The organism is Bacillus cereus group sp. MYBKT14-1 (assembly GCF_051915185.1).
Lineage (GTDB): Bacteria > Bacillota > Bacilli > Bacillales > Bacillaceae_G > Bacillus_A > Bacillus_A cereus.
Window position 1 is genome coordinate 222,461 of record NZ_JBQAEF010000007.1, and the last position, 18,800, is coordinate 241,260.

The following is an 18,800-nucleotide window of genomic DNA, read 5'->3' on the forward strand; positions in this document are numbered from 1 at the left end:
TTTCCTAATTCACAGATTATAAATTTTAGAATACTTCTTATACAAACTATTTTCACTTCTATTTTTCCTAATAACGCTGCCCCTTGAAGCATAGAATGTAAAAAGTGAATTTTTAATACCTCGTATAAATAATATACCTTTTTTTCAAATGGTCAATATTTTCTTATTTATAAATCAAAGGTGAAATAAAAATAGCACAACGATATGTACTTCGTGTGAACTTCCTTATAATTACGTATAACAAACATTTAATATATTGCATATAAGTATAATACCTCTTAAATTATAAGGATTTCAACATCACAACCTCAACATCTACAAAAAAGTATTAAAAATGAAAAGTGAGGAGTTGCGTAATGATGAAGCTATCTCCCGTAATTTCAAAAAATATAGTTGCTGTTGGTTATAATCCTTTTTCTATGATTTTGCGAATCCAATTAAAGAATGGTATGTACGATTTCTTTAATGTACCAGAAAGTATTTATACTGGCCTATTACATGCACAATCTAAAAGTTATTATCATAATACTTACATTAAAAATTCTTTCCGCCACACAAAAATCTAAACTTAACACCCACTAAAAAAGAAAGGAGGTTAATCCTCCTTTCTTTTAAAAACATTTTGCAGATGAATTATCTTCGATTCCTCTTATTAATTTCATCATATGCTTGAATTTGTTTTTTCAAACGCTGATCAGCTTTTTTATCATGCACTACAAGAATTGCATGTATAACTCCTGGAACCCAAAATATTAATGTTAATATGAAATTTATGATTGCCTGAATTGGTTTTCCACAAAATAATACAGCAACAGGTGGAAGAAGAATTGCTAATAAATACATCATCCCTTGAAAACTCCTTATTTTGTATTTTATATATCACTTTTCAAAATATACGCAAAAAAACCTACTACCATTTTAATCTTAACCTACCTCTAAAATCAATGTATCTCCTTCTATTTATATAAGTATTTCAACCTTTTCATTGTTTTCTAGCCTATTTTCTTCCTCTATTGCAGTTACTCCAATTGCAGAAATTAACGTTCCTATCGCTTGTATCCAAATACCAATGAGTGCAATGGTTCTCTGATCCTTCTTATCAAAAATACTATCTTCATTTTCTCTCTCATCTTTCAATACATTTGAAACACCTTGATACGCTTGTAATCCAGCCCCTAAACTTTGCATGGTGTTACCCAGTATAATAATTTTCTGTAATACATTTATATCCAACAAAGCTGCTTCTACTCCTAAAAAAGCACCGATCGATTGTAAACTGTTCCCTGTAATGATAAGATAATCATTTTCTTTCAATTGTTCATTTATATTAAAATATGTTCCTATTACATTTGATATATTGCCTAATGCTAATAACTCAATTCCTATTTGATCAAGTAATTTACTTTGATTCTCTAAGCCTATATTTTGATTTTCTCTTTTTTCTTCCCCATCATCATAATTGCTCGCAATGATTTGTAATATATATCCGAGGGCTTGTAATGAGCTTCCTACAATAACAAGATCCGATTCAACTTTCTCTTCTCCAATAAATCCTCTTGTCGTTCCAATAGCAGCTGTAAGATTCCCTCCCACTTGAAACCATGCCCCTGTCACTTTTAAACTGCTTGGATTCATTTTTATCATCTATTTAAATATTTTCTAAAGCTTTCAAAACAAACAAATCTCACCCTTAATCTTTTATTTTATTTTTTAGATGTAATTTTGTGAATGATATAATGTGCTACTAATATAAAAGCACCTTAAAGGTGCTTTTTATATGCATGCTGGGCATGTCAATGAATCTCCATTTTTATCTATTGTTATATTCAATATATATTCAATTGCTTTATGTGACCAAGTTTCAGGTGTAGGCGATTCATTTATATATTGTGGCGCACATGACTTCAGCATCGGAGTACTAATACTCCCTCCAGGATCTAAAGCAACTACAGCCATGCCATGGGGTAATTCCAGGGCCATAGATTTAGTGATACCTTCAATAGCAAATTTCGAGGCACAATATGGCGCAAGCTCAGCCTCACCTTCTCTCCCCCAACTAGAACTCATATTAATGATAATTCCTTCTTTCCTAGCTACCATCGCTGGAACAAATGCTCTTATTACATTTACTACACCATTCACGTTTACATTTATTACATTTTCGAATTCTTGAGCCGTAATTTTCCAAAGTTGTGCATTTTGATTTACAATCGATGCATTATTTATTATCATATCGGGAGCTGTATGTGTATTAAGTATATAATTTGCCCAATTGTTAACTTGCTGAGAATCTGAAACATCAATTACTTGGAAATCATGTATTTTACTGTACTGTTTTTTTAGTTCTTCAATTTTATCTTTTGAACGTCCACAACCATATATGTTCCACCCTAATTCATGAAATCGATCAACCATCGCACGCCCTAACCCTTGTGTCACGCCTGTAATAATTACAGATTTACTAATTTCTTTTCGCTTCATTTCTCTCATCCTCCTTCCCTATATCTTACTCTCTTCATTTTTATTCAGCGATTTACTATAGTATCAACTCAACTCATACTTTGGTAATGGTTTTGATATTGTATACATAAACAAAAAAAGTAACCATCATGGTTACTTTTTGCTATATATCTAAAAATTCATTGTTTATTTCATTATTGTTTTTATATTTCAACTTCTCTTTTCCACATTTCTCACACTGGTAAATATAAACTACACCTAATGTACCTTTTTTAAAATCCTCATTATCCTGCATCTTAATAAAAACATATTTATGTTTACAATGCGATTCACCCAAATAATTTTTAAACCACTTTTTCAACACAACACATTCCACCTTTATGATAGAACCTTTATTTAGCTGCTTTATTACATACTTTTATTTAAATGTTCAATCTCATCTTGCAACTTTTTAAATTGCTCAAAATGCATGGTAATAGATTGGCTACTACCATAATCAACATTTTGTTTCACTAATATAACACCCGTATCATGAAAAAGCGCTTCAAGTTCTTTCCTAATAGACACTTTCGCAATATGAGCTGTTTTAATTGCAGATAAAATTGCAATTTCATTAAACTTTAATTTTATTTCATTTGGACAAAATGCGTCTTCAACTAATATAACTTCATTACTATAAATTAGTGCAACAAGATTACTTGATTTGGCATCTGTTAAATCAACTTTTTTCATAATATCTTTCATTACATTTTGCCTCCTTTATTTTCATATATATCAATTATACAAATTTTTTAAAAAAATTACTCAACTTTATTATATTAATTTTAACACACTTTTATTGAAATCCATGCTCCAAACGTTTTACTATTCCACAATTTTTATTATATGAACCATCTGGACTATAACTCCATATAGTAATGTTAACAACTTATTATAAAGCAGGTGAAAATTATGCCATCAGTTGTAGGAAATTTAGTTGTACAAAATAGTAATGGATCATTTAACTTAGGTGATTTCTACAACGTTTCTCCGAAAGAAAATACGAAAGCTTATAATGGTTCCGGCGCATCAAACGTTGGTTTTGTTGTTAATACTTTTAGCGGTGTTAGCGCGACCAATACATTTGATTCTGACCTTGCAGATCAAAACCAAGTGGGTACAGCCTAATCTTATGTTCAACTTTTTGTATAGAAAATTTTAATTTGTCTATACTATAATCAGGCTGTTTGACAGCTCTTATCGATTTTGGAGTACCCTATCTTTTTCTCCCTTTCCCTGGGGCTCAGCAGCTAGCACAAAGCTAGCTGCTTTTTCTTATATTATTTGTCTCATAAATCAGAAATAAAAAAAGCTGCCATTTAATATTCAGCTTCTTTTACATTATTTCAATAATATCCATAGCGTTAAATACGTAAGTTTTATAAAAGGCGTCTGTACAAATTACAATTTGTTTTACCGGATTGATATGTACAACAGTCATGTAGCTTGTTAATATGTAACCATCTTCAAAATATGTTACCAATATTTCTTTCTCAGACAGTAATGACGTTAATAATTTATCAGAAATCCTCTCTTTTGCTTCATTTGTTAAAAGCGGTTTTTGTACTTTTAATTTCTCTCCAATAATCTTTCTCATATTTAAAAGTTGTTCGGACATTACTGTAAACGGAACCCACTCTCTTTCTTCTTTTTGTATCTTTACATCGTTCATTTTTTATCTCCTTGATCATTTATACATTTATTTATTCATGCTATCCCTTAGTTATTTTTAATACTTACTAAACTCGAATTTACTTCTAAACTATAATTAGGTTACCTCTTAAAAGAACATTCGTTCTTATTATACACGAACTTACGTTCCTTTGAGAAGAGCTATACTTATTATTTCTTAACAAAAAACATAATTTTATTTATCTCCATATTTTTTCCTTTATCAAATAAACTTTTCATTTCTTATATAAAATGCATATAAAAACTAAAAGGCGACTTCACACAAAGTGAAATCGCCTTTTTCTAAAAAATATTCAAAGCTTATTTTTCTATCCTAACTAATGTTCTTTCTGGAATACATAATTCATCTATATTAAAATGATTTATTTTTAAGTTCAATTCCCCTACTCGTTCCTTATCTTCATCACCAACCCAACAACTAAATAATTCGAAATAGTCTCCATCTTCCAAATAACTTTCCATAATCTTGCATAAAGTTAAAAGTTTTTCTTTCGCTTCTTTTTTTTCCTTTACATTTTGCCACTCGACAAGTTCAATTCCCCAATTAGTTGAAACCTCATATGTGTAATTTGTTTGGAATTGATAATCTTGTACAATTTCAAGCATACTTTCATCTGAAAAACACGGTCCAAAAACAATTACATCATTAGAATCTGGATCCGTTAACGGAATTTCTACATTACAGCCTATGTAACTTGCTAAACTCATTTTATACTCCTCCAATATTCGTATAAAAAATACTTCATAGTATATTTATTTACTCAAATATAAAATCCCTGCCTAAACGAAAAAGTTTTAAATTTTTATCGTTTATTAACCATCTATAACTGAAAACATATACTATGATGAACGAACTCACAAAGCATAAGAAAAGAGAGCATTTACAACACTCTCTTTTCTTACATACTCTATGGAACTTTACAAAACTGAATCAGTGATTTTTATTATTATATTTTATTACATATACTTAGGTTGTACTATTACATGTAACTCTCTCTCTGTATCCGCTTTTTTCGGATGACGAAAATAATTAAGTTCGTACTTTAACACTTTATACTCAACCATCCCAATTTTAATCCCTTTCGTTTCTTTAATATAACTAATAAATCACTTATATTTTCATCATATGACTCAAAAATTTTCGCTCCGCCCTCTCCTTGAAAGATTACTTTCATATATTCTCCCCACCTTAATTTATTGATGTGGTAAATGACGCGTTTAAAACGATTCATTCTTTATCCTAAAATTTTCACAACAAAAAGAACATCCTTTCCAATCGAATGCTCAGCTTTTTACTAATTATCCATGTTAAATATTTATTCAAAAACATTATATGTATTATTTTTTAAATTATGTTCGATATTCATTATTAAAGAGTAAATATATGTAATAAACTTGCATAATGAAAACCGTAGAATATCCACTTTCGTTGAAATAATTATAAACCATAATTTTCCATTGTAATTCTTAATATTTAAATGTAATATTGTATTGTCTTACTATCTATTTATAACTCACACACTAATTAGAAAAGGGAACTCTATATGAGTTCCCTTTTCTAATTATGATTACAGTCATTATTTCTTTTCTAGAAATTTAAATGTATCTTTAAATTCTTTATTATTCACTTTAATATCAGCATCTTTCAATAAATCATTGACTACTTGTTGTTTCCATTTACCTGTCGTATCTTGTAGTCTTTGTTGTTCTATATCTTTACGAATTTTATCCTTTACTTCATCAAATGGCTTCAATTCTTTTTTATCCGTCACTTTAATAATATGGTAACCGTAAGTTGTTTTAACCGGATCACTTACTTGGCCTGCATCTAATTTATACGCAGCTTCCTCAAATTCTTTCACTGTTTGCCCAGGAGCAAAACCAGATATTTCCCCGCCCTGTTCCTTTGAACCAGTATCCTCTGAATACTGTTTTGCTAAGGCAGCAAAATCTTCACCATTATTTACTTTCTCCTTTATTTCTTTAGCCGTTTTTTCATCTTTTACTAAAATGTGACTTACTTTCATTTCTGGTTTATAGTTATTTTTCACATCTTTATCTGTAACTGTTGCTTTAATCGCTTTCTCAAATGCAATTTCTGGCTTCATTTTTTCTTTTAATTCATCTTCGTTTTTCAATCCAAGTTGTTCTAAAGTCGATTTAAAGTTCTCACCCATTTTATCTTTTGCTTCTTCTACTTTCTTTTTTGCTTCCTCATCTGAAACTTTATATTTATCTAACAATGCCTTACTTAACATCATTTGATATAAAGTACTTTCTCCATATTGTTGTCGTAATTCTTTACTTAATTCTTTCTCTGTAACATTCCCTACTTTTGATGTTACTACGTTGTCTGAGGAACCACATGCAGATAATGCTAGCATCACGCATGAAATAATTGTTCCAATAAATATTTTTTTCTTTTTCAATTCAAATACCTCACTTTTATCATTATGCAAATTAACTATACACAGTCATTGTGAAAACAGTGTGTTTTCTACATGTAATTCATTTCATATGAGTAGACTATGTATCATGTATTTTCATTTTTAAACGTAAAGAGTCTTCTTACTATTATGTATAGTAAGAAGACTCTTTACATACTCCTTAAAAACAATACTGCCGCTATAGTTACTTAATAATTACATATTTTTCAGGTATCCAACTATTCTGCCCGATATCTACCGCATTTCCCACTCTACCCCACACTCGAAAAGATGTCGATCCATCTATATTCCCTTTATAATTCATACATTCAGGCTCTTCATAATAATTTACTCCGTAACCGACAGGATATTTCGAAGTTGCATAAAACCATTTCACATTAAAATGTTTTAAATATGCCCACTGCTTATCGTTCCCTAAACAAATCATATCTTGCTCACCGCCTCCCCAATAACCCGTTAAGATTAAATATGGAATTTTCTGAGTGAGTGCACCTGTAAATTGAGGGGTCATGGGAGTTTCATATAAATTTATTCCGTATCCATCAGGATATTTCGAAACTGCAATACCAATGCCATTCGGTTGCTGTGTATACACTATGTTAGATTGATTTGCTTTGTTGGAATCTATAAACCAAGAAAGTGACTTATTTCCTACTAATCGATTCAGATCACATTTCCCAATCCCAGGAACATTCCCTGAATCCGTATATTGCCACATATCGCATGGATATGCTGGCTTATTCCCTCCATAACGAGGGATCCATACGAAATCAGCTTCAATATTACATGCTCCAAATGATAAATACGTGTGATGCCCTACGTATAATCCTACTTTTTCCGCACCTAAACGGCGTAATTCATCAATAAATGCCTGTGTCCCGCCTTGCATATCTACCATCGTTTGAACTTCTATGTCTGCTACCCAAAACTTAGCAGATTGATCACCACGATTCCAAAAATCTTGTGCCTCTTTCTTTGCATCAGCAATAGATATAAAACGGCAAAAAGCATAATTACCGAATGGGATACTATGCTTTTTCATTTCACTAACATAATTTTGATACATAAAATCCACCGTATTAGAGCCGTCTTGAACTCTAGCAATCACTAAATCTAGCTGAGATGCTGCAATATCCCAATTAATAGTTCCATTCCATTTTGAAATATCTACAATATACCCCATACATTCCAGCTCCTTTTGAATGTCTTATTCATAACTTGTTTTATTGTAAGCCTCCTCTCTCTAAAACTAGCTATCTATAATATAAATAAAAAGAATCTTTACTGTTTTTCAAAATATATTCTCTTTCAGAAATATTTCTATCAACTTTAACATGTATGCCACATAAAACATTCGAAATATACCCTACTATTCATTTATTATGTAATCTCGTCCTATCAATCATTTTTACAGATATTAAAAAAAATCTCCTGTATTATTAAATTATAACTTTCAGTATCGATTTCCTTTCAACTAAAAAATTTCATCCCTCATTTTCTATATATTCTTAAGTCAAAATTACTACCTCTACATGAAATTTGAGATTTAGAAAAATTTTAATTAATTGAAGTTTACTCCTATTAAATTGCAATTTTCCAACCTGAACACTATTGGTGCATAAAAAAGACATTTTCTATTACTGAAAATGTCTTTTTACAGTTTAATAAAACAACTTTGGTGCTAAATCTGTATTTTGTAATTGTGAGTTTTCACTGCTCATAACACAACTTGTGGAAAATAGAATTGGGATACCACAAACCTCATCATTCATTACATCACGAAACACATTGGCCGCAACACCTGTAAACGTTTGACATAAGTTAGAAATATCGTCATTGAAAAACTGAATGACTTCCGCAGCGAAAACCGGAAAAACAACATTCGGTCCGCCAGGGAACTGAGGCTGTACCACAACTTGTTCAAAATAAGGATTATTTTCTAGTGCTACTTGAAATAAATGAGCTATTTCAAATGCATCTAGTGGACAAGGAAATGGATTTACAATTTCATTCTCATTATTCGTTACAATAACTGTCACACTTACATTCCCAAATTGTACAAAAGATTTTAAAAGCGTTGCTAATGCTCTCGCTTTTTCGTTGCTTAACGCATGCACTAAAATAATATAATTACCACCAACAGGAATAAGCGGCCCAACTGTAACAGTTGGATCAGCACCTATTGAATTTTTTAATTCATTAAAATATGTGATCCACGGTGGCGAAAGCTGAGCTTGTACATTTTCTTCCACTATTTTATACTACCTCCTTATACCATTCTTACTAACATAATATGTAACAAACAAAAAAATGCATTAGTTATATTAACCATTTGCGTATTTATTGATTATATTAATTAAACATTTTATTTCCCATTCTCAATTTCCCCTTTACATCTTTAAGCACTTTTACTACTATAAAATTCTTTATTATAAGCAAATCCACTGAAATTTCATATTATACTAATACGACTCTATATCCATTAAATTAATAATACTCAATATTAGGAGCTGATTTCATGGAAAAAAAACCTATCGTGTTCAAAATCCCACCAAATTCAAAGCTAAAAATTACATTTTTCGGTCCTTGTAACGAAGTAATTACAAATGTGTCTATAATTAATCAACTATGCACCCCTAAATGTCAAACTATCACGCAATACCCAGACTTTAAGAAATATGTAACGGAAGTACGATCGCTATCCCGTTGTTAGTCCGCATAATGCACGATTTTCACAACTTTATTACCTAAAATAACCGAGAAAGAAAATAACTGCATTCCTAGACTAAAATTACTCATGTTATGATATTCCATTGATAATTCATTGATTTTTTACACGTTTTTATGAAAAGAACATATATTATCGTATGGAGATTATCCACTCATAAAACCTATCTTTCTTTGGAGCGTACTTTTTATGTATGCTCTTTTTTTATGTAACCGTCCCCCTTCTAAATTGACCAACAATATATTAAAATTCTTTATATACTCAAGGAGGTCAAATATGTTCAAGTTGCATCCAATACTACTCATCTTAGGATTGATTTTGTTTTTATATAGTGTAATCGCCTTTATGCTATTCTTTTCAGTGTATTAGCATTCCCTACACAAATCTATGTTCAATATATAATTTCTATATAGTAAAGAAAAAACATAATGATACGATCTTTTATGTATTCCGTCTTTCTTGTTCTATAAGAAAACTAGTAAACTTACTAACAATGCGTTTTTACAAGCATGTTACTTATTATTCTGTTTATTATCTGAAGAAGGTTGAAGCCCCTACAAATTAAACTACGTTTTACCTATTTACTTATATATTTTAGAAAAACAATAATAATCCCCCACCATTTGGTAAGGGGATTAACTAAACCTACTAAAAAACATTTAATAATCAGTTTTATTTAGTTGGAGAAGGAAATCTTGCCGCTTCAAAGTGAACCGTATTTACACCATTAACATTTTGTACAATTACGCCAGCAATACTACTTTCTGCAAAAACTTCAACTAAATCTCCTGCTTCTAATTGAAGAATAGTAGTTACGGAAACATCATTATTAAAAAATACTCCTGTTCCAAAGAAATCATTATCTATCGCTATTGCCGGATTGCCATTTACACGAATTTCTACTCTAGCTCTGTAATTTACATTAAAATCATTTGGAGAAAATGTTATATTTCCTAATACACTATATACCCCTCTAGTTTTCGGAGTAAAAATCGACGTTACTGGATTATATTCATTCGCTAGATCAAATTGTTCATTTTGAAATAATACTTTAACAGGAGTATTTGCTAGAACAGGTTGATTAACTGTATTCACAGCTCTAAATGCCGATGCCCTTACAAGCTCCTCTTTCTTATCATCACAACACTTGACCTTTACATACTTCCTATCACATTTACTACTTTTCCTATAACAATCATGACTTTCCTTTTTGTAATCTTTACAATACTTACAGTAATAATAAGACATAGTTAGTCCCCCTTTACACTTATTTTTACATAGTATGCTATATAGATTAGAATAGCTTGGACGACCTGTTACTATTTTTAATAGATTAAAAAACCCTCACCATTTCGGTGAGGGTTTACCTTTAAGCTTCTGCAAACTCATTGTTTAATGACTTTATTTAATTGGAGAAGGAAATCTTGCTGCTTCAAAATGTGCACCATCTTCTAAAGGACTTAAAACTCCATCTATACTACTTTGTGCATAAATCTCAACTTCATCCCCTGCATTCAATTGAACAATCGTCGAAACACTTACGACATTTCCAAAACTTATTGGACCAAAAAAGTCATTATCTATAGCTATCGCTGCGTTTCCATTCACACGAATTTCTACACGCGCTCTATAATTTAAAGTTGGATCGTTTGGAAAGAAACCAATCGTTCCAATAATAGAATATACACCTTTAGTCTTCGGCATAAAAATAGATGTTGCTGGATTATACTCATTCGCTAAATCAAATTGTTCATTTTGAAATAACACTTTCACAAAAGTATTAGCAGGAACATTTTGATTCACAGTATTTCTAGCTCTAAATGCCGATGCTCTAACAAGATTGTCCTTGTTATCATGGCACTTACTAGTGTTCTTACAACAATCATGATGCTTCTTTTTATACTCTTTACAATACTTACAGTAGTAATAACAAGACATACTAATTCCCCTTTCAAACTTATTACTACATATTATGTAAGATTGATTTATAAGGTTTGGACTAGCTATTTTTATTATTCATAAGGGCGCTATTAACCTGCACCCTTATTTATATACACCACTTCATTCCTTACTAGTTATAAGTTGTATACAGTCCCATATGGAATAGTCAGAAAAGAACTTCCGTACGGTGTAACTTGATGTACTGGGTAAAAATACTCTACGGATGAATAATACGGTTGTACACCTTGCTGCTGCATTTGCAATTGTTGTTGCATTTGCAATGCTTGTTGAATAGCTTGGACTGTACTTTGTGCTCCACTATACGTTATAGATGTACCATATGCTGGTCGCATACCAGTTTCAGAATTAAAATATGAATAAAACATGATTTTCAACTCACTTCCGTATAATTTATTACAAAGTATGTTATGATTCTATATTTCAGTGAGTGCTGAAAGCTAATTCACTAGCTTTTATTAAGTTTAAACATTTTTAATATAAATATCATTCTCCAAATAAAAGCACCCTCAACGGATGCTTTTTGTTTCTCGCTAAATGTTCCTACTACCATTATTCATTAGCAATACTTTAGTTGTCCACGAATTTCACCATTAGGATGTTGTACTGTATGAACATTAATATATATGTTTCCAGATATAATCTCATTTACAAGAGTGCCTAATGTTTGACCCGCTAACGGTCCAACCAAATCTTCTTGAGTAATCATTCCCGTAAGAGTTGCGCACTCTATTGAAACTGGATTTGTTATCGGTCCAAATAAAAAGGCTACAACAGGGCCGTTCGTTCCTTTTAATCCAAGATGCAGATGGGCAGCTACTACATCCTCTATATTGAATAAATCTAACTTGAACCTTAGGCTAAGCTCGTCCCGACTTAATTTAAAGAAACTCTCTCCTCGAGCATCTGTTTCTACTGGTGGAACTTCATTTCTACCACGCAACTTTGCAAAGAACATATCTATCACTCCTATAATTTTTATATTTCTAATATATTCTGACCCTTCTTATAAAGTGACAAAAAAGCAGCTGTTAGGTTAATTTTAATTTATTAAATATAATAGTTTAATTTATTAATTATATTAAATCCATACATTTAACTATTACACTTTTTAAGTTTAATCCATATACTATATTAGATTACTAGAAAGGAGGTGTAAGCATGGAAAGTTGTGTTTTGTTCGTTAATGGACAACCTCTTTTAGTCGTTTCAGTTGCTGGAATCGAAATTGCTAGATTAGAACTTTCTCTTCAAGTAGCATTGACTTTAATAGCATTAGGAATTCCAATTTGTGCATAATAAGTTAGATAGTTATAAAAAAGAGGGCTTAAGCTCTCTTTTTTATTCCTTAACATTAAAAAAGACACCAGTTGGATAATGGTATCTATTGAAATATTCACCATAAGTTTCATCACTACTAAATTAATAATCCTAATTCATGTATAATTCCTGAGAACGAATAACCATATGCAAATCCTAAAATACGAACTCCTGGATTCCATCTATGTTCTAAATCCTCATTGTACGTTTCCTTGTAATATGCTAGTTTCGAATATATGTTATATTTGTCGTTAACAATTACTTCATCACTAGAAAATCCATCCATTCTAATCTGAACAGCTACATATTCTACTCCTTCATTTAATAACATTTTTCTAATTCTTCTAATGTCTTCCGCACTATTAACCTTCTATTTAAACGGTCATTATGTTCAATAAAAAAGCAGTCACATCCAAGGTTGCAAACATATACAAAAGGCACTCTTAATGAGCATTTAATAAATTATAAGCTATTTTCTTTTCTTTTCTTACAAAATAGCTTATGGTTTTTATATAGAAATCATTCTTCAAAAAGCAAGGTTATTCATATGTCTTTTCAAAAATATAGTGATAACACTAAAATGTATTAATAAAGTGAAACTTTAATCAGTCCTCACCAATTGGGCGTTTACGGGCAGCCTGATCCCCACCTAACTTCTTTGCTTGCGCTTAATTTTGAGGTAGGGATCTTACTGCCCGCAAATAGCGGAATTAATTTGATTTTAGCGTTGGTTCCATTACAATAATTTATTAATTAAAGAGCCTCTTTCCATAGGAGCTCTCTTTCATTCTCTCAATTTAAATTTACTATTCCATTATTAATAAGTATAAGTTATTTTCTAAAAAGCAGTTTCTATTACCAGTTTTTATGAAATCTTTTAGTTTTTACTAACAGCTCTTTTTTATTAAACTAATAATACTCCTTAAACCCATTTTACCTACTGCATCATATAATTTTAAACTTAGAATTCAATAAAAAAGTTTCTTACCATTAAATATGCGCACTATATGAGATTCTTTTAAAACTAGTCTATTTATCATCCCCTTCTAACTCCTCACTTTCTTCACGTATTTGTCCAATTAATGAAAATACAGAACCTACAGCTTGGATCCAACTTCCTATGATATCTATTGACTGACCTTCTTTCTTTTTATCCGGGTCACTATTTACTTGATTGTCTAAATTTTCCCCTGTATCACTTACTAGATCTTCTTTACTATCATGCTGCTCTCCTCTAATACTTTTCAGCTCGTAAACTCCTCCAATTGCCTGCAAGGAATTCCCTATAGCTTGTAATAAATTTCCTACAATATTAAAAGTTTCATCTTTATCTGAAGCATCTTCAAATTCATCTGCTAATGCTGTAAGTCCTCCTAAAGCCTGTATCCAATTTCCAGCAATCACTAATTTAATTTTAGTTTCATCTTTAAAATCAATAACCAATCCTGATATTACAGTTACATTACCCGTTGATTGTATTTCGTTCCCAATTTTTTCAAGAGATATTTCGCCCTGACCATCAGCTTCTAAAGCGTTACCAACTGCTTGTAATGTGTTTCCATATACATTCAGATCCTCCCTTACATTACTACTTATAAAATAGAATGGTGTACTTCCAATAGCGGAAGTTATTGTACCTATAGCTGCTATCAATGCACCAAATATTTCTTTTAATTGGTTCTCCATTTATAACCTATCCCAACATTAAATAATTACTTTTATCTTATTCAATTACACAGCTATCTGTTAAAAAGTCACACTGTCCCTTACCTTGTTCCTCTTTTATTATATTGTCTTATAAAAATAATACTAATATATTTTGGTATGCCCACCTTATAACGATAACCCATGTAATTTCAGAAGTTTGACACAGCTCTAGAAAAAGCTTATAAAGAAAAGTGAGGTTCCTGATATTCGTTTCCATAATCTAAGGCATATTCATCCAAAGATGGTAAGTGAACGATTGGAACATACAAGTAGGTATCACGCCGAACACCTACTCGCAAGTTATATCAGGATTTCAAAAGACTGTGGTGGATCAATTGGCAAAAGAATTATTGGGAAAGAAAATTTTTCGTTTCTAACCAGAAACACCGCCTAAAAAAACTAAAATATTACAAGTGAAAAAGGAGCAACAAAACATGAGAGAAATCAAATCTGACAAGGAATTCAAAGACATCATCGCAAGCGAGGAGCCTGTAGTTGTTAAGTTCTTTACTACATGGTGCCCAGATTGCGTACGTATGGACAACTTTATCGGAGATGTAATGGAAGAGTTCAATAAATTTGAATGGTACTCTATCAATAAAGATGAGTTTCCAAGTATCGCTGAAGAGTATCAAGTAATGGGTATTCCAAGTTTACTTGTATACCAAAACGGTGAGAAGCTAGGCCACTTACATAGTGCTAATGCAAAAACAGAAGAGCAAGTTACTGAGTTTTTAGAAGCATACTAAAATGAAAGCCCTCTGGAAAATATTTTTCAGAGGGTTTTCATCTATTTTCACAATTATCTTTTGAATTTTTTCATCGTTTAATGAATTACACCTTGTCATGATAAGAATAATACGTAGTAAGAAAAGTATTCGTTTCCTCATCCATCTACCCTCCTATCTCTTTAGTAAATAAACTCCAATTCGGTTCACACCTTGACTTTGTACTTTTCAACATATTTTTCCTTTACGAAACTTTGTTATCCCCTTCTTAAAAAGCTATAAAACGTCAACAATGTTTGTATAGACCCACACGACTTTCGTTTGATACTCTATTTATAGAAAGAAATTCCTTTAAAGAAAGGTGAGTGATTAAAATGGATACTCTTTCTCATAAAGAAGCTGATAAAGGTGCTATTGTCAGCATTATGGCCTACATATTTTTATCCTCTATGAAAATCATCATCAGTTATATTACCCTCTCTAGCGCATTACGCGCTGACGGTTTAAATAACTTAACGGATATCGGTGCTTCTTTAGCGATATTAATTGGTCTAAAAATATCTCGTAAACCTCGTGACCCAGATCATCCGTATGGGCATTCGCGTGCCGAACAAATCGCATCACTTGTTGCGTCCTTCATTATGGCAACAGTCGGATTAGAAGTTGTTATTAGTGCCATTCAATCTTTCTTAAATCCGAAACAAGCAGCGCCTAATGTACTCGCTGCATGGGTTGCTTTATTTTCTGCTGTCGTTATGTACTGCGTGTATTTGTATACGAAAAAAATTGCAGCACGAACAAAAAGTAAATCATTAGAAGCCGCTGCAAAGGATAATTTATCAGATGCACTCGTAAGTATTGGTACTGTAGTAGGTATTGTCGGTTCTCAGTTCCAAATGCCTATTTTAGACCCTATTGCCGCTTTAATTGTTGGTCTTATTATTTGTAAAACTGCATGGGAGATTTTCGTAGAATCTTCTCATATGCTAACAGATGGAATTGATCCTGATAAAATGGAAGAATACGCTGATGCTATTGAGCATATTGGCGGTGTGGAAAACATTGTAGATATTCGAGCACGTATGTACGGGAATCAAACGTATGTTGATATTACAATTGAAGTAGATGCTCGCATGGATGTTGGAGAAAGTCACTGTATTACTGACAATATCGAGGCTATGCTTCGCAAAAAGTTCGGAATTTACCATGCACACATTCATGTTGAGCCAATGAAAAAAGAACCTATTATGACATAGGTTCTTTTTTTATGAACGTTTTATGAAATATAACACATAAAACGAGCCAGCTACCGCCAGCTGCCCATCCTGCTAATACGTCAGATGGATAGTGCACGCCAAGATATATTCGGCTAACTGAAATAGATAATACAACAAAGCTTGCTATAAGAATAATTAATAATTTTTTATGCAATGAAATACGATCTTCAGTAATTGTGACGTATGCAATAAATCCTAAAAAAGCAGTAGCATTCATCGTATGACCGCTCGGAAAACTATATCCAGTTGCAGTAACAAGCTGCGTAACATCAGGTCTTGCTCGTTCGTACCATAGTTTAAGCATACTGTTTAAATAACGAGATCCGTAGTAATTAATTGTTAGGAGTAACGCACTAAGCAACTTTTTTCTAACGAGAAAATACATTACAAGAATAATGAGTAATGGAAAATATATTCTTTTGGAACCGATAAAAGACACCCAAGTAAAATAGATCGTCAAATAATCGTTTCGAAAGCTTTGAATAAAATGTGCGACTATATTGTCAAAGTTCTCAATACAAGCGGTATGATACGAAAGTGATAATACGACAAAACAAATGAGTAACGTAAAACTTAGCAAGTATAAATGTCGATATCGTTTCACATACATAACCTCACTATGCAAAAAAATGGAGCGGTTGTTTTAGTTTTCCTCTCCATTTCTTTTTTATGCATAGTTTATTAAAAAATATAATTATTAATTTTTTGCTTCATCTCAGGGATATCTTCTCTTGTTACGGTAAAACGAATCACCTTCTCATCAAGATCAAGCGCCTCAGCGAATAATCCAGCTAAACCACGGGATTTTCTATCTACTTCCATAATAATTTCTAGTCGGTCGTATGCACGTGGCAAGATTAATAATTCTAATTCATCTAATTTCCCATAATGCTCTCCAGAAACCGGAATAAACTCAAATTCTTGTGCGAATGGAACTTGCTTACGTAATCGATGCGGTAATTCTTCACATTCTATATGACGTGCTTTAAACCCTAATTCATTTACACTATCTAAAACACTACTTAATAATACATTAGGTAACACTTGAACGTAGTCGCGGTCACTTGGGTCTATACTATGTTTAATATCAAGACCTGTATGAATCCAAACCGTTTTCATACCAAGTGTAAGTGGTGCTTCAATTGGCATTGGAAAAGAAAATGGAATTTCAACTTTTTCATTCGGTTCTACAGAAAAAGGTTCTGTTAAGCGTACTCGCTCTAAATCATATGTTGCTGTTACTTTTTTATCATCCACTTCTCGTACATACGACGTCGATAATGTTAAGTAAATGCTTTCAATTTGTTGGCTAACTGAACCTCCAGTTATATGAACCTTTCCAACTATTTCTTCCCCAACAATATACTCATCTTTTTCAAGAACAGTATCTACCTTTGCACTTCCAATACCAACGCTTGCTAAAAACTTTTGAAACATGGAGTCTCCATCCTTTCTAAAGCAGAAGCTACATCTTGTTTTAAATCTTGTACATTCTCATAGTACGGCGTTTTTATTTGTAACATTCGCATAAGCATTTCACCATTATAATGTTCCAAAGTTAATTCTTCGTACCATGGTTTTTCCTGTTTTTCATTAGATTCATATCCTGCATATAATAAAAATAATGAGAAATGACCGAGCGCATAAAAGTCGCTACGAAAGTGAACTTCTCGCATCAAAGCTTGTTCACCTTCGTAAGTTGTAGCTCGCTCATCATCCTCACCTTTCCATTTAGCCAATCCAAAATCAATAATACTAATTTGATTTTCTTTCATTAGTATGTTTGGAATGCGTAAATCTCGATGAATAATGCCTTCACTATGAAACACCGATACAATTTCTAATATTTCATATAAAATCTCAAAAACTTCACGTTCTGTATATACATACCCATCTATGAAAATATAATCTTCAAAATTTTTACCAGGCATGTACTCCATCACAAAGAAGCTCTTTTTCTCCCATAGGAAATGATCATATAGACTAGGAATTGCATGATGATTTAATGTTTGTAAAATCATTTTCTCTTGTTCAAATGATTTTCTACCAGACTCATATCTTTGTTTACTTTGTCTTAATTGTTTTAAGACTTTATATCTATTTATTTGTAAATCATTAACGACATATGTAACCCCATAACTGCCCATTCCAATTACTGATTCAATTTTATAACGCTCTGCAACAATTGTATTTTTTCGCAGTGGTCTATCAAATAATGCTAGTACACGACGCCATTTCATCAGCTACTTGAAAAGAAGCTACGGCTTTTACGTTTTCTTTTATAATGTTGATGTCCATAACCAGATGAACGTCGTTTATAATCGCTACTTGAATACGAGCGCCCTCTACGACGATAATCACTACTTGAATACGAACGATATTTTTTCTTTCCTAATAAAGAATCAATAATTTTTTTGAACATTCCTTCACCTCTTGAGTAAAA

Annotated in this window: 25 protein-coding genes and 3 pseudogenes; 7 read left to right on the top strand and 21 right to left on the bottom strand. The window is 31.7% G+C overall.

Features of this window, described 5'->3' with window-relative positions; all coding sequences use genetic code 11:
- The first annotated feature begins 356 nt into the window (after positions 1-356).
- Entirely contained in the window at positions 357-566 is a 210-nt protein-coding gene (locus ACTFO4_RS18940) for a KTSC domain-containing protein (RefSeq protein ID WP_000977081.1), read from the top strand.
- A gap of 67 nt (positions 567-633) precedes the next feature.
- Here the strand turns inward: ACTFO4_RS18940 and ACTFO4_RS18945 are convergent, their stop codons facing one another.
- The 5 genes from ACTFO4_RS18945 to ACTFO4_RS18965 form a co-directional block, all read right to left on the bottom strand.
- Entirely contained in the window at positions 634-846 is a 213-nt protein-coding gene (locus ACTFO4_RS18945) for a YqaE/Pmp3 family membrane protein (protein WP_070757404.1), read from the bottom strand.
- A 114-nt stretch (positions 847-960) separates the two neighbouring features.
- Positions 961-1,635, bottom strand: coding sequence for a DUF6944 family repetitive protein (locus ACTFO4_RS18950; RefSeq protein ID WP_031312343.1), 675 nt, complete (start codon positions 1,633-1,635; stop codon positions 961-963).
- A 138-nt stretch (positions 1,636-1,773) separates the two neighbouring features.
- Positions 1,774-2,481: an SDR family oxidoreductase gene (locus tag ACTFO4_RS18955; RefSeq protein WP_017674104.1), complete on the bottom strand. Its 708-nt coding sequence runs from the start codon at positions 2,479-2,481 to the stop codon at positions 1,774-1,776.
- Positions 2,482-2,623: 142 nt separating this feature from the next.
- On the bottom strand, positions 2,624-2,824 hold the full coding sequence (locus ACTFO4_RS18960) for a hypothetical protein (protein ID WP_017674105.1): 201 nt from the start codon (positions 2,822-2,824) through the stop codon (positions 2,624-2,626).
- Between the two features lie 44 nt (positions 2,825-2,868).
- Entirely contained in the window at positions 2,869-3,204 is a 336-nt protein-coding gene (locus tag ACTFO4_RS18965) for a hypothetical protein (protein ID WP_000651907.1), read from the bottom strand.
- A 207-nt stretch (positions 3,205-3,411) separates the two neighbouring features.
- Between ACTFO4_RS18965 and gerPF the strand changes: the two genes are divergently transcribed.
- A complete protein-coding gene (gene gerPF, locus ACTFO4_RS18970) occupies positions 3,412-3,627 on the top strand; it encodes a spore germination protein GerPF (protein WP_001141569.1) in 216 nt (71 codons plus the stop codon).
- A 208-nt stretch (positions 3,628-3,835) separates the two neighbouring features.
- On the opposite strand, the gene ACTFO4_RS18975 is transcribed toward gerPF, so the two are convergent.
- From ACTFO4_RS18975 to ACTFO4_RS19000, 6 genes and pseudogenes are all read right to left on the bottom strand, one after another.
- Entirely contained in the window at positions 3,836-4,171 is a 336-nt protein-coding gene (locus ACTFO4_RS18975) for a YolD-like family protein (protein WP_002024004.1), read from the bottom strand.
- Between the two features lie 320 nt (positions 4,172-4,491).
- Entirely contained in the window at positions 4,492-4,899 is a 408-nt protein-coding gene (locus ACTFO4_RS18980) for a hypothetical protein (protein ID WP_000050503.1), read from the bottom strand.
- A gap of 249 nt (positions 4,900-5,148) precedes the next feature.
- Positions 5,149-5,366, bottom strand: a pseudogene (locus tag ACTFO4_RS18985) (hypothetical protein).
- A 402-nt stretch (positions 5,367-5,768) separates the two neighbouring features.
- Positions 5,769-6,620: a peptidylprolyl isomerase PrsA gene (locus tag ACTFO4_RS18990; RefSeq protein WP_000727348.1), complete on the bottom strand. Its 852-nt coding sequence runs from the start codon at positions 6,618-6,620 to the stop codon at positions 5,769-5,771.
- 202 nt (positions 6,621-6,822) lie between these two features.
- Positions 6,823-7,821 carry a glycoside hydrolase family 25 protein gene (locus ACTFO4_RS18995; RefSeq protein WP_103622823.1) on the bottom strand — a complete coding sequence of 333 codons (999 nt, stop codon included), beginning with the start codon at positions 7,819-7,821 and terminating at the stop codon, positions 6,823-6,825.
- Between the two features lie 478 nt (positions 7,822-8,299).
- Positions 8,300-8,890, bottom strand: a complete 591-nt coding sequence (locus tag ACTFO4_RS19000; protein ID WP_000392281.1) for a hypothetical protein — start codon at positions 8,888-8,890, stop codon at positions 8,300-8,302.
- Between the two features lie 266 nt (positions 8,891-9,156).
- On the opposite strand from ACTFO4_RS19000, the gene ACTFO4_RS19005 reads away from it, so the two are divergent.
- Positions 9,157-9,351 (top strand): hypothetical protein, encoded by a 195-nt coding sequence (locus ACTFO4_RS19005; protein WP_000412555.1) that lies wholly within the window; start codon positions 9,157-9,159, stop codon positions 9,349-9,351.
- A 687-nt stretch (positions 9,352-10,038) separates the two neighbouring features.
- Here the strand turns inward: ACTFO4_RS19005 and ACTFO4_RS19010 are convergent.
- From ACTFO4_RS19010 to ACTFO4_RS19025, 4 genes are all read right to left on the bottom strand, one after another.
- The gene (locus tag ACTFO4_RS19010; RefSeq protein ID WP_000122943.1) at positions 10,039-10,614 is read right to left on the bottom strand and encodes a hypothetical protein; all 576 of its coding nucleotides are present in this window, start codon (positions 10,612-10,614) and stop codon (positions 10,039-10,041) included.
- A 153-nt stretch (positions 10,615-10,767) separates the two neighbouring features.
- The gene (locus ACTFO4_RS19015; protein WP_001278088.1) at positions 10,768-11,304 is read right to left on the bottom strand and encodes a C1q-like domain-containing protein; all 537 of its coding nucleotides are present in this window, start codon (positions 11,302-11,304) and stop codon (positions 10,768-10,770) included.
- 137 nt (positions 11,305-11,441) lie between these two features.
- Complete coding sequence (locus tag ACTFO4_RS19020) at positions 11,442-11,693, bottom strand: DUF3947 family protein (RefSeq protein ID WP_000500098.1); 252 nt, start codon at positions 11,691-11,693, stop codon at positions 11,442-11,444.
- A 191-nt stretch (positions 11,694-11,884) separates the two neighbouring features.
- A complete protein-coding gene (locus ACTFO4_RS19025) occupies positions 11,885-12,283 on the bottom strand; it encodes a CHRD domain-containing protein (RefSeq protein ID WP_061457156.1) in 399 nt (132 codons plus the stop codon).
- A 203-nt stretch (positions 12,284-12,486) separates the two neighbouring features.
- Between ACTFO4_RS19025 and ACTFO4_RS19030 the strand changes: the two genes are divergently transcribed.
- Positions 12,487-12,624: a DUF3956 family protein gene (locus ACTFO4_RS19030; protein WP_000443219.1), complete on the top strand. Its 138-nt coding sequence runs from the start codon at positions 12,487-12,489 to the stop codon at positions 12,622-12,624.
- 118 nt (positions 12,625-12,742) lie between these two features.
- Here ACTFO4_RS19030 and ACTFO4_RS19035 read toward each other — a convergent pair.
- Together ACTFO4_RS19035 and ACTFO4_RS19040 are read right to left on the bottom strand one after the other, a co-directional pair.
- A pseudogene (locus tag ACTFO4_RS19035) lies at positions 12,743-13,008 on the bottom strand (hypothetical protein).
- Between the two features lie 666 nt (positions 13,009-13,674).
- Entirely contained in the window at positions 13,675-14,331 is a 657-nt protein-coding gene (locus ACTFO4_RS19040; protein ID WP_017674109.1) for a DUF6944 family repetitive protein, read from the bottom strand.
- A 133-nt stretch (positions 14,332-14,464) separates the two neighbouring features.
- On the opposite strand from ACTFO4_RS19040, the pseudogene ACTFO4_RS19045 reads away from it, so the two are divergent.
- The 3 genes and pseudogenes from ACTFO4_RS19045 to ACTFO4_RS19055 all read left to right on the top strand — a co-directional run.
- Positions 14,465-14,729, top strand: a pseudogene (locus ACTFO4_RS19045) (site-specific integrase); the annotation flags it as partial.
- Positions 14,730-14,786: 57 nt separating this feature from the next.
- Complete coding sequence (locus ACTFO4_RS19050; protein WP_001206934.1) at positions 14,787-15,101, top strand: thioredoxin family protein; 315 nt, start codon at positions 14,787-14,789, stop codon at positions 15,099-15,101.
- Between the two features lie 353 nt (positions 15,102-15,454).
- Positions 15,455-16,336, top strand: coding sequence for a cation diffusion facilitator family transporter (locus tag ACTFO4_RS19055; RefSeq protein ID WP_000380385.1), 882 nt, complete (start codon positions 15,455-15,457; stop codon positions 16,334-16,336).
- Here ACTFO4_RS19055 and ACTFO4_RS19060 read toward each other — a convergent pair.
- The 4 genes from ACTFO4_RS19060 to ACTFO4_RS19075 form a co-directional block, all read right to left on the bottom strand.
- Positions 16,326-16,961 (bottom strand): phosphatase PAP2 family protein, encoded by a 636-nt coding sequence (locus tag ACTFO4_RS19060; RefSeq protein ID WP_326235310.1) that lies wholly within the window; start codon positions 16,959-16,961, stop codon positions 16,326-16,328. The two genes, ACTFO4_RS19055 and ACTFO4_RS19060, sit on opposite strands and share 11 nt — an antisense overlap.
- A gap of 77 nt (positions 16,962-17,038) precedes the next feature.
- The gene (locus ACTFO4_RS19065) at positions 17,039-17,794 is read right to left on the bottom strand and encodes a sporulation protein (RefSeq protein ID WP_440014091.1); all 756 of its coding nucleotides are present in this window, start codon (positions 17,792-17,794) and stop codon (positions 17,039-17,041) included.
- Positions 17,776-18,597 (bottom strand): serine/threonine protein kinase, encoded by an 822-nt coding sequence (locus ACTFO4_RS19070; protein WP_061457154.1) that lies wholly within the window; start codon positions 18,595-18,597, stop codon positions 17,776-17,778. The genes ACTFO4_RS19065 and ACTFO4_RS19070 overlap by 19 nt, the downstream gene beginning before the upstream one ends.
- On the bottom strand, positions 18,597-18,779 hold the full coding sequence (locus tag ACTFO4_RS19075; protein ID WP_000473371.1) for a hypothetical protein: 183 nt from the start codon (positions 18,777-18,779) through the stop codon (positions 18,597-18,599). The genes ACTFO4_RS19070 and ACTFO4_RS19075 overlap by 1 nt, the downstream gene beginning before the upstream one ends.
- Positions 18,780-18,800: the final 21 nt, after the last annotated feature.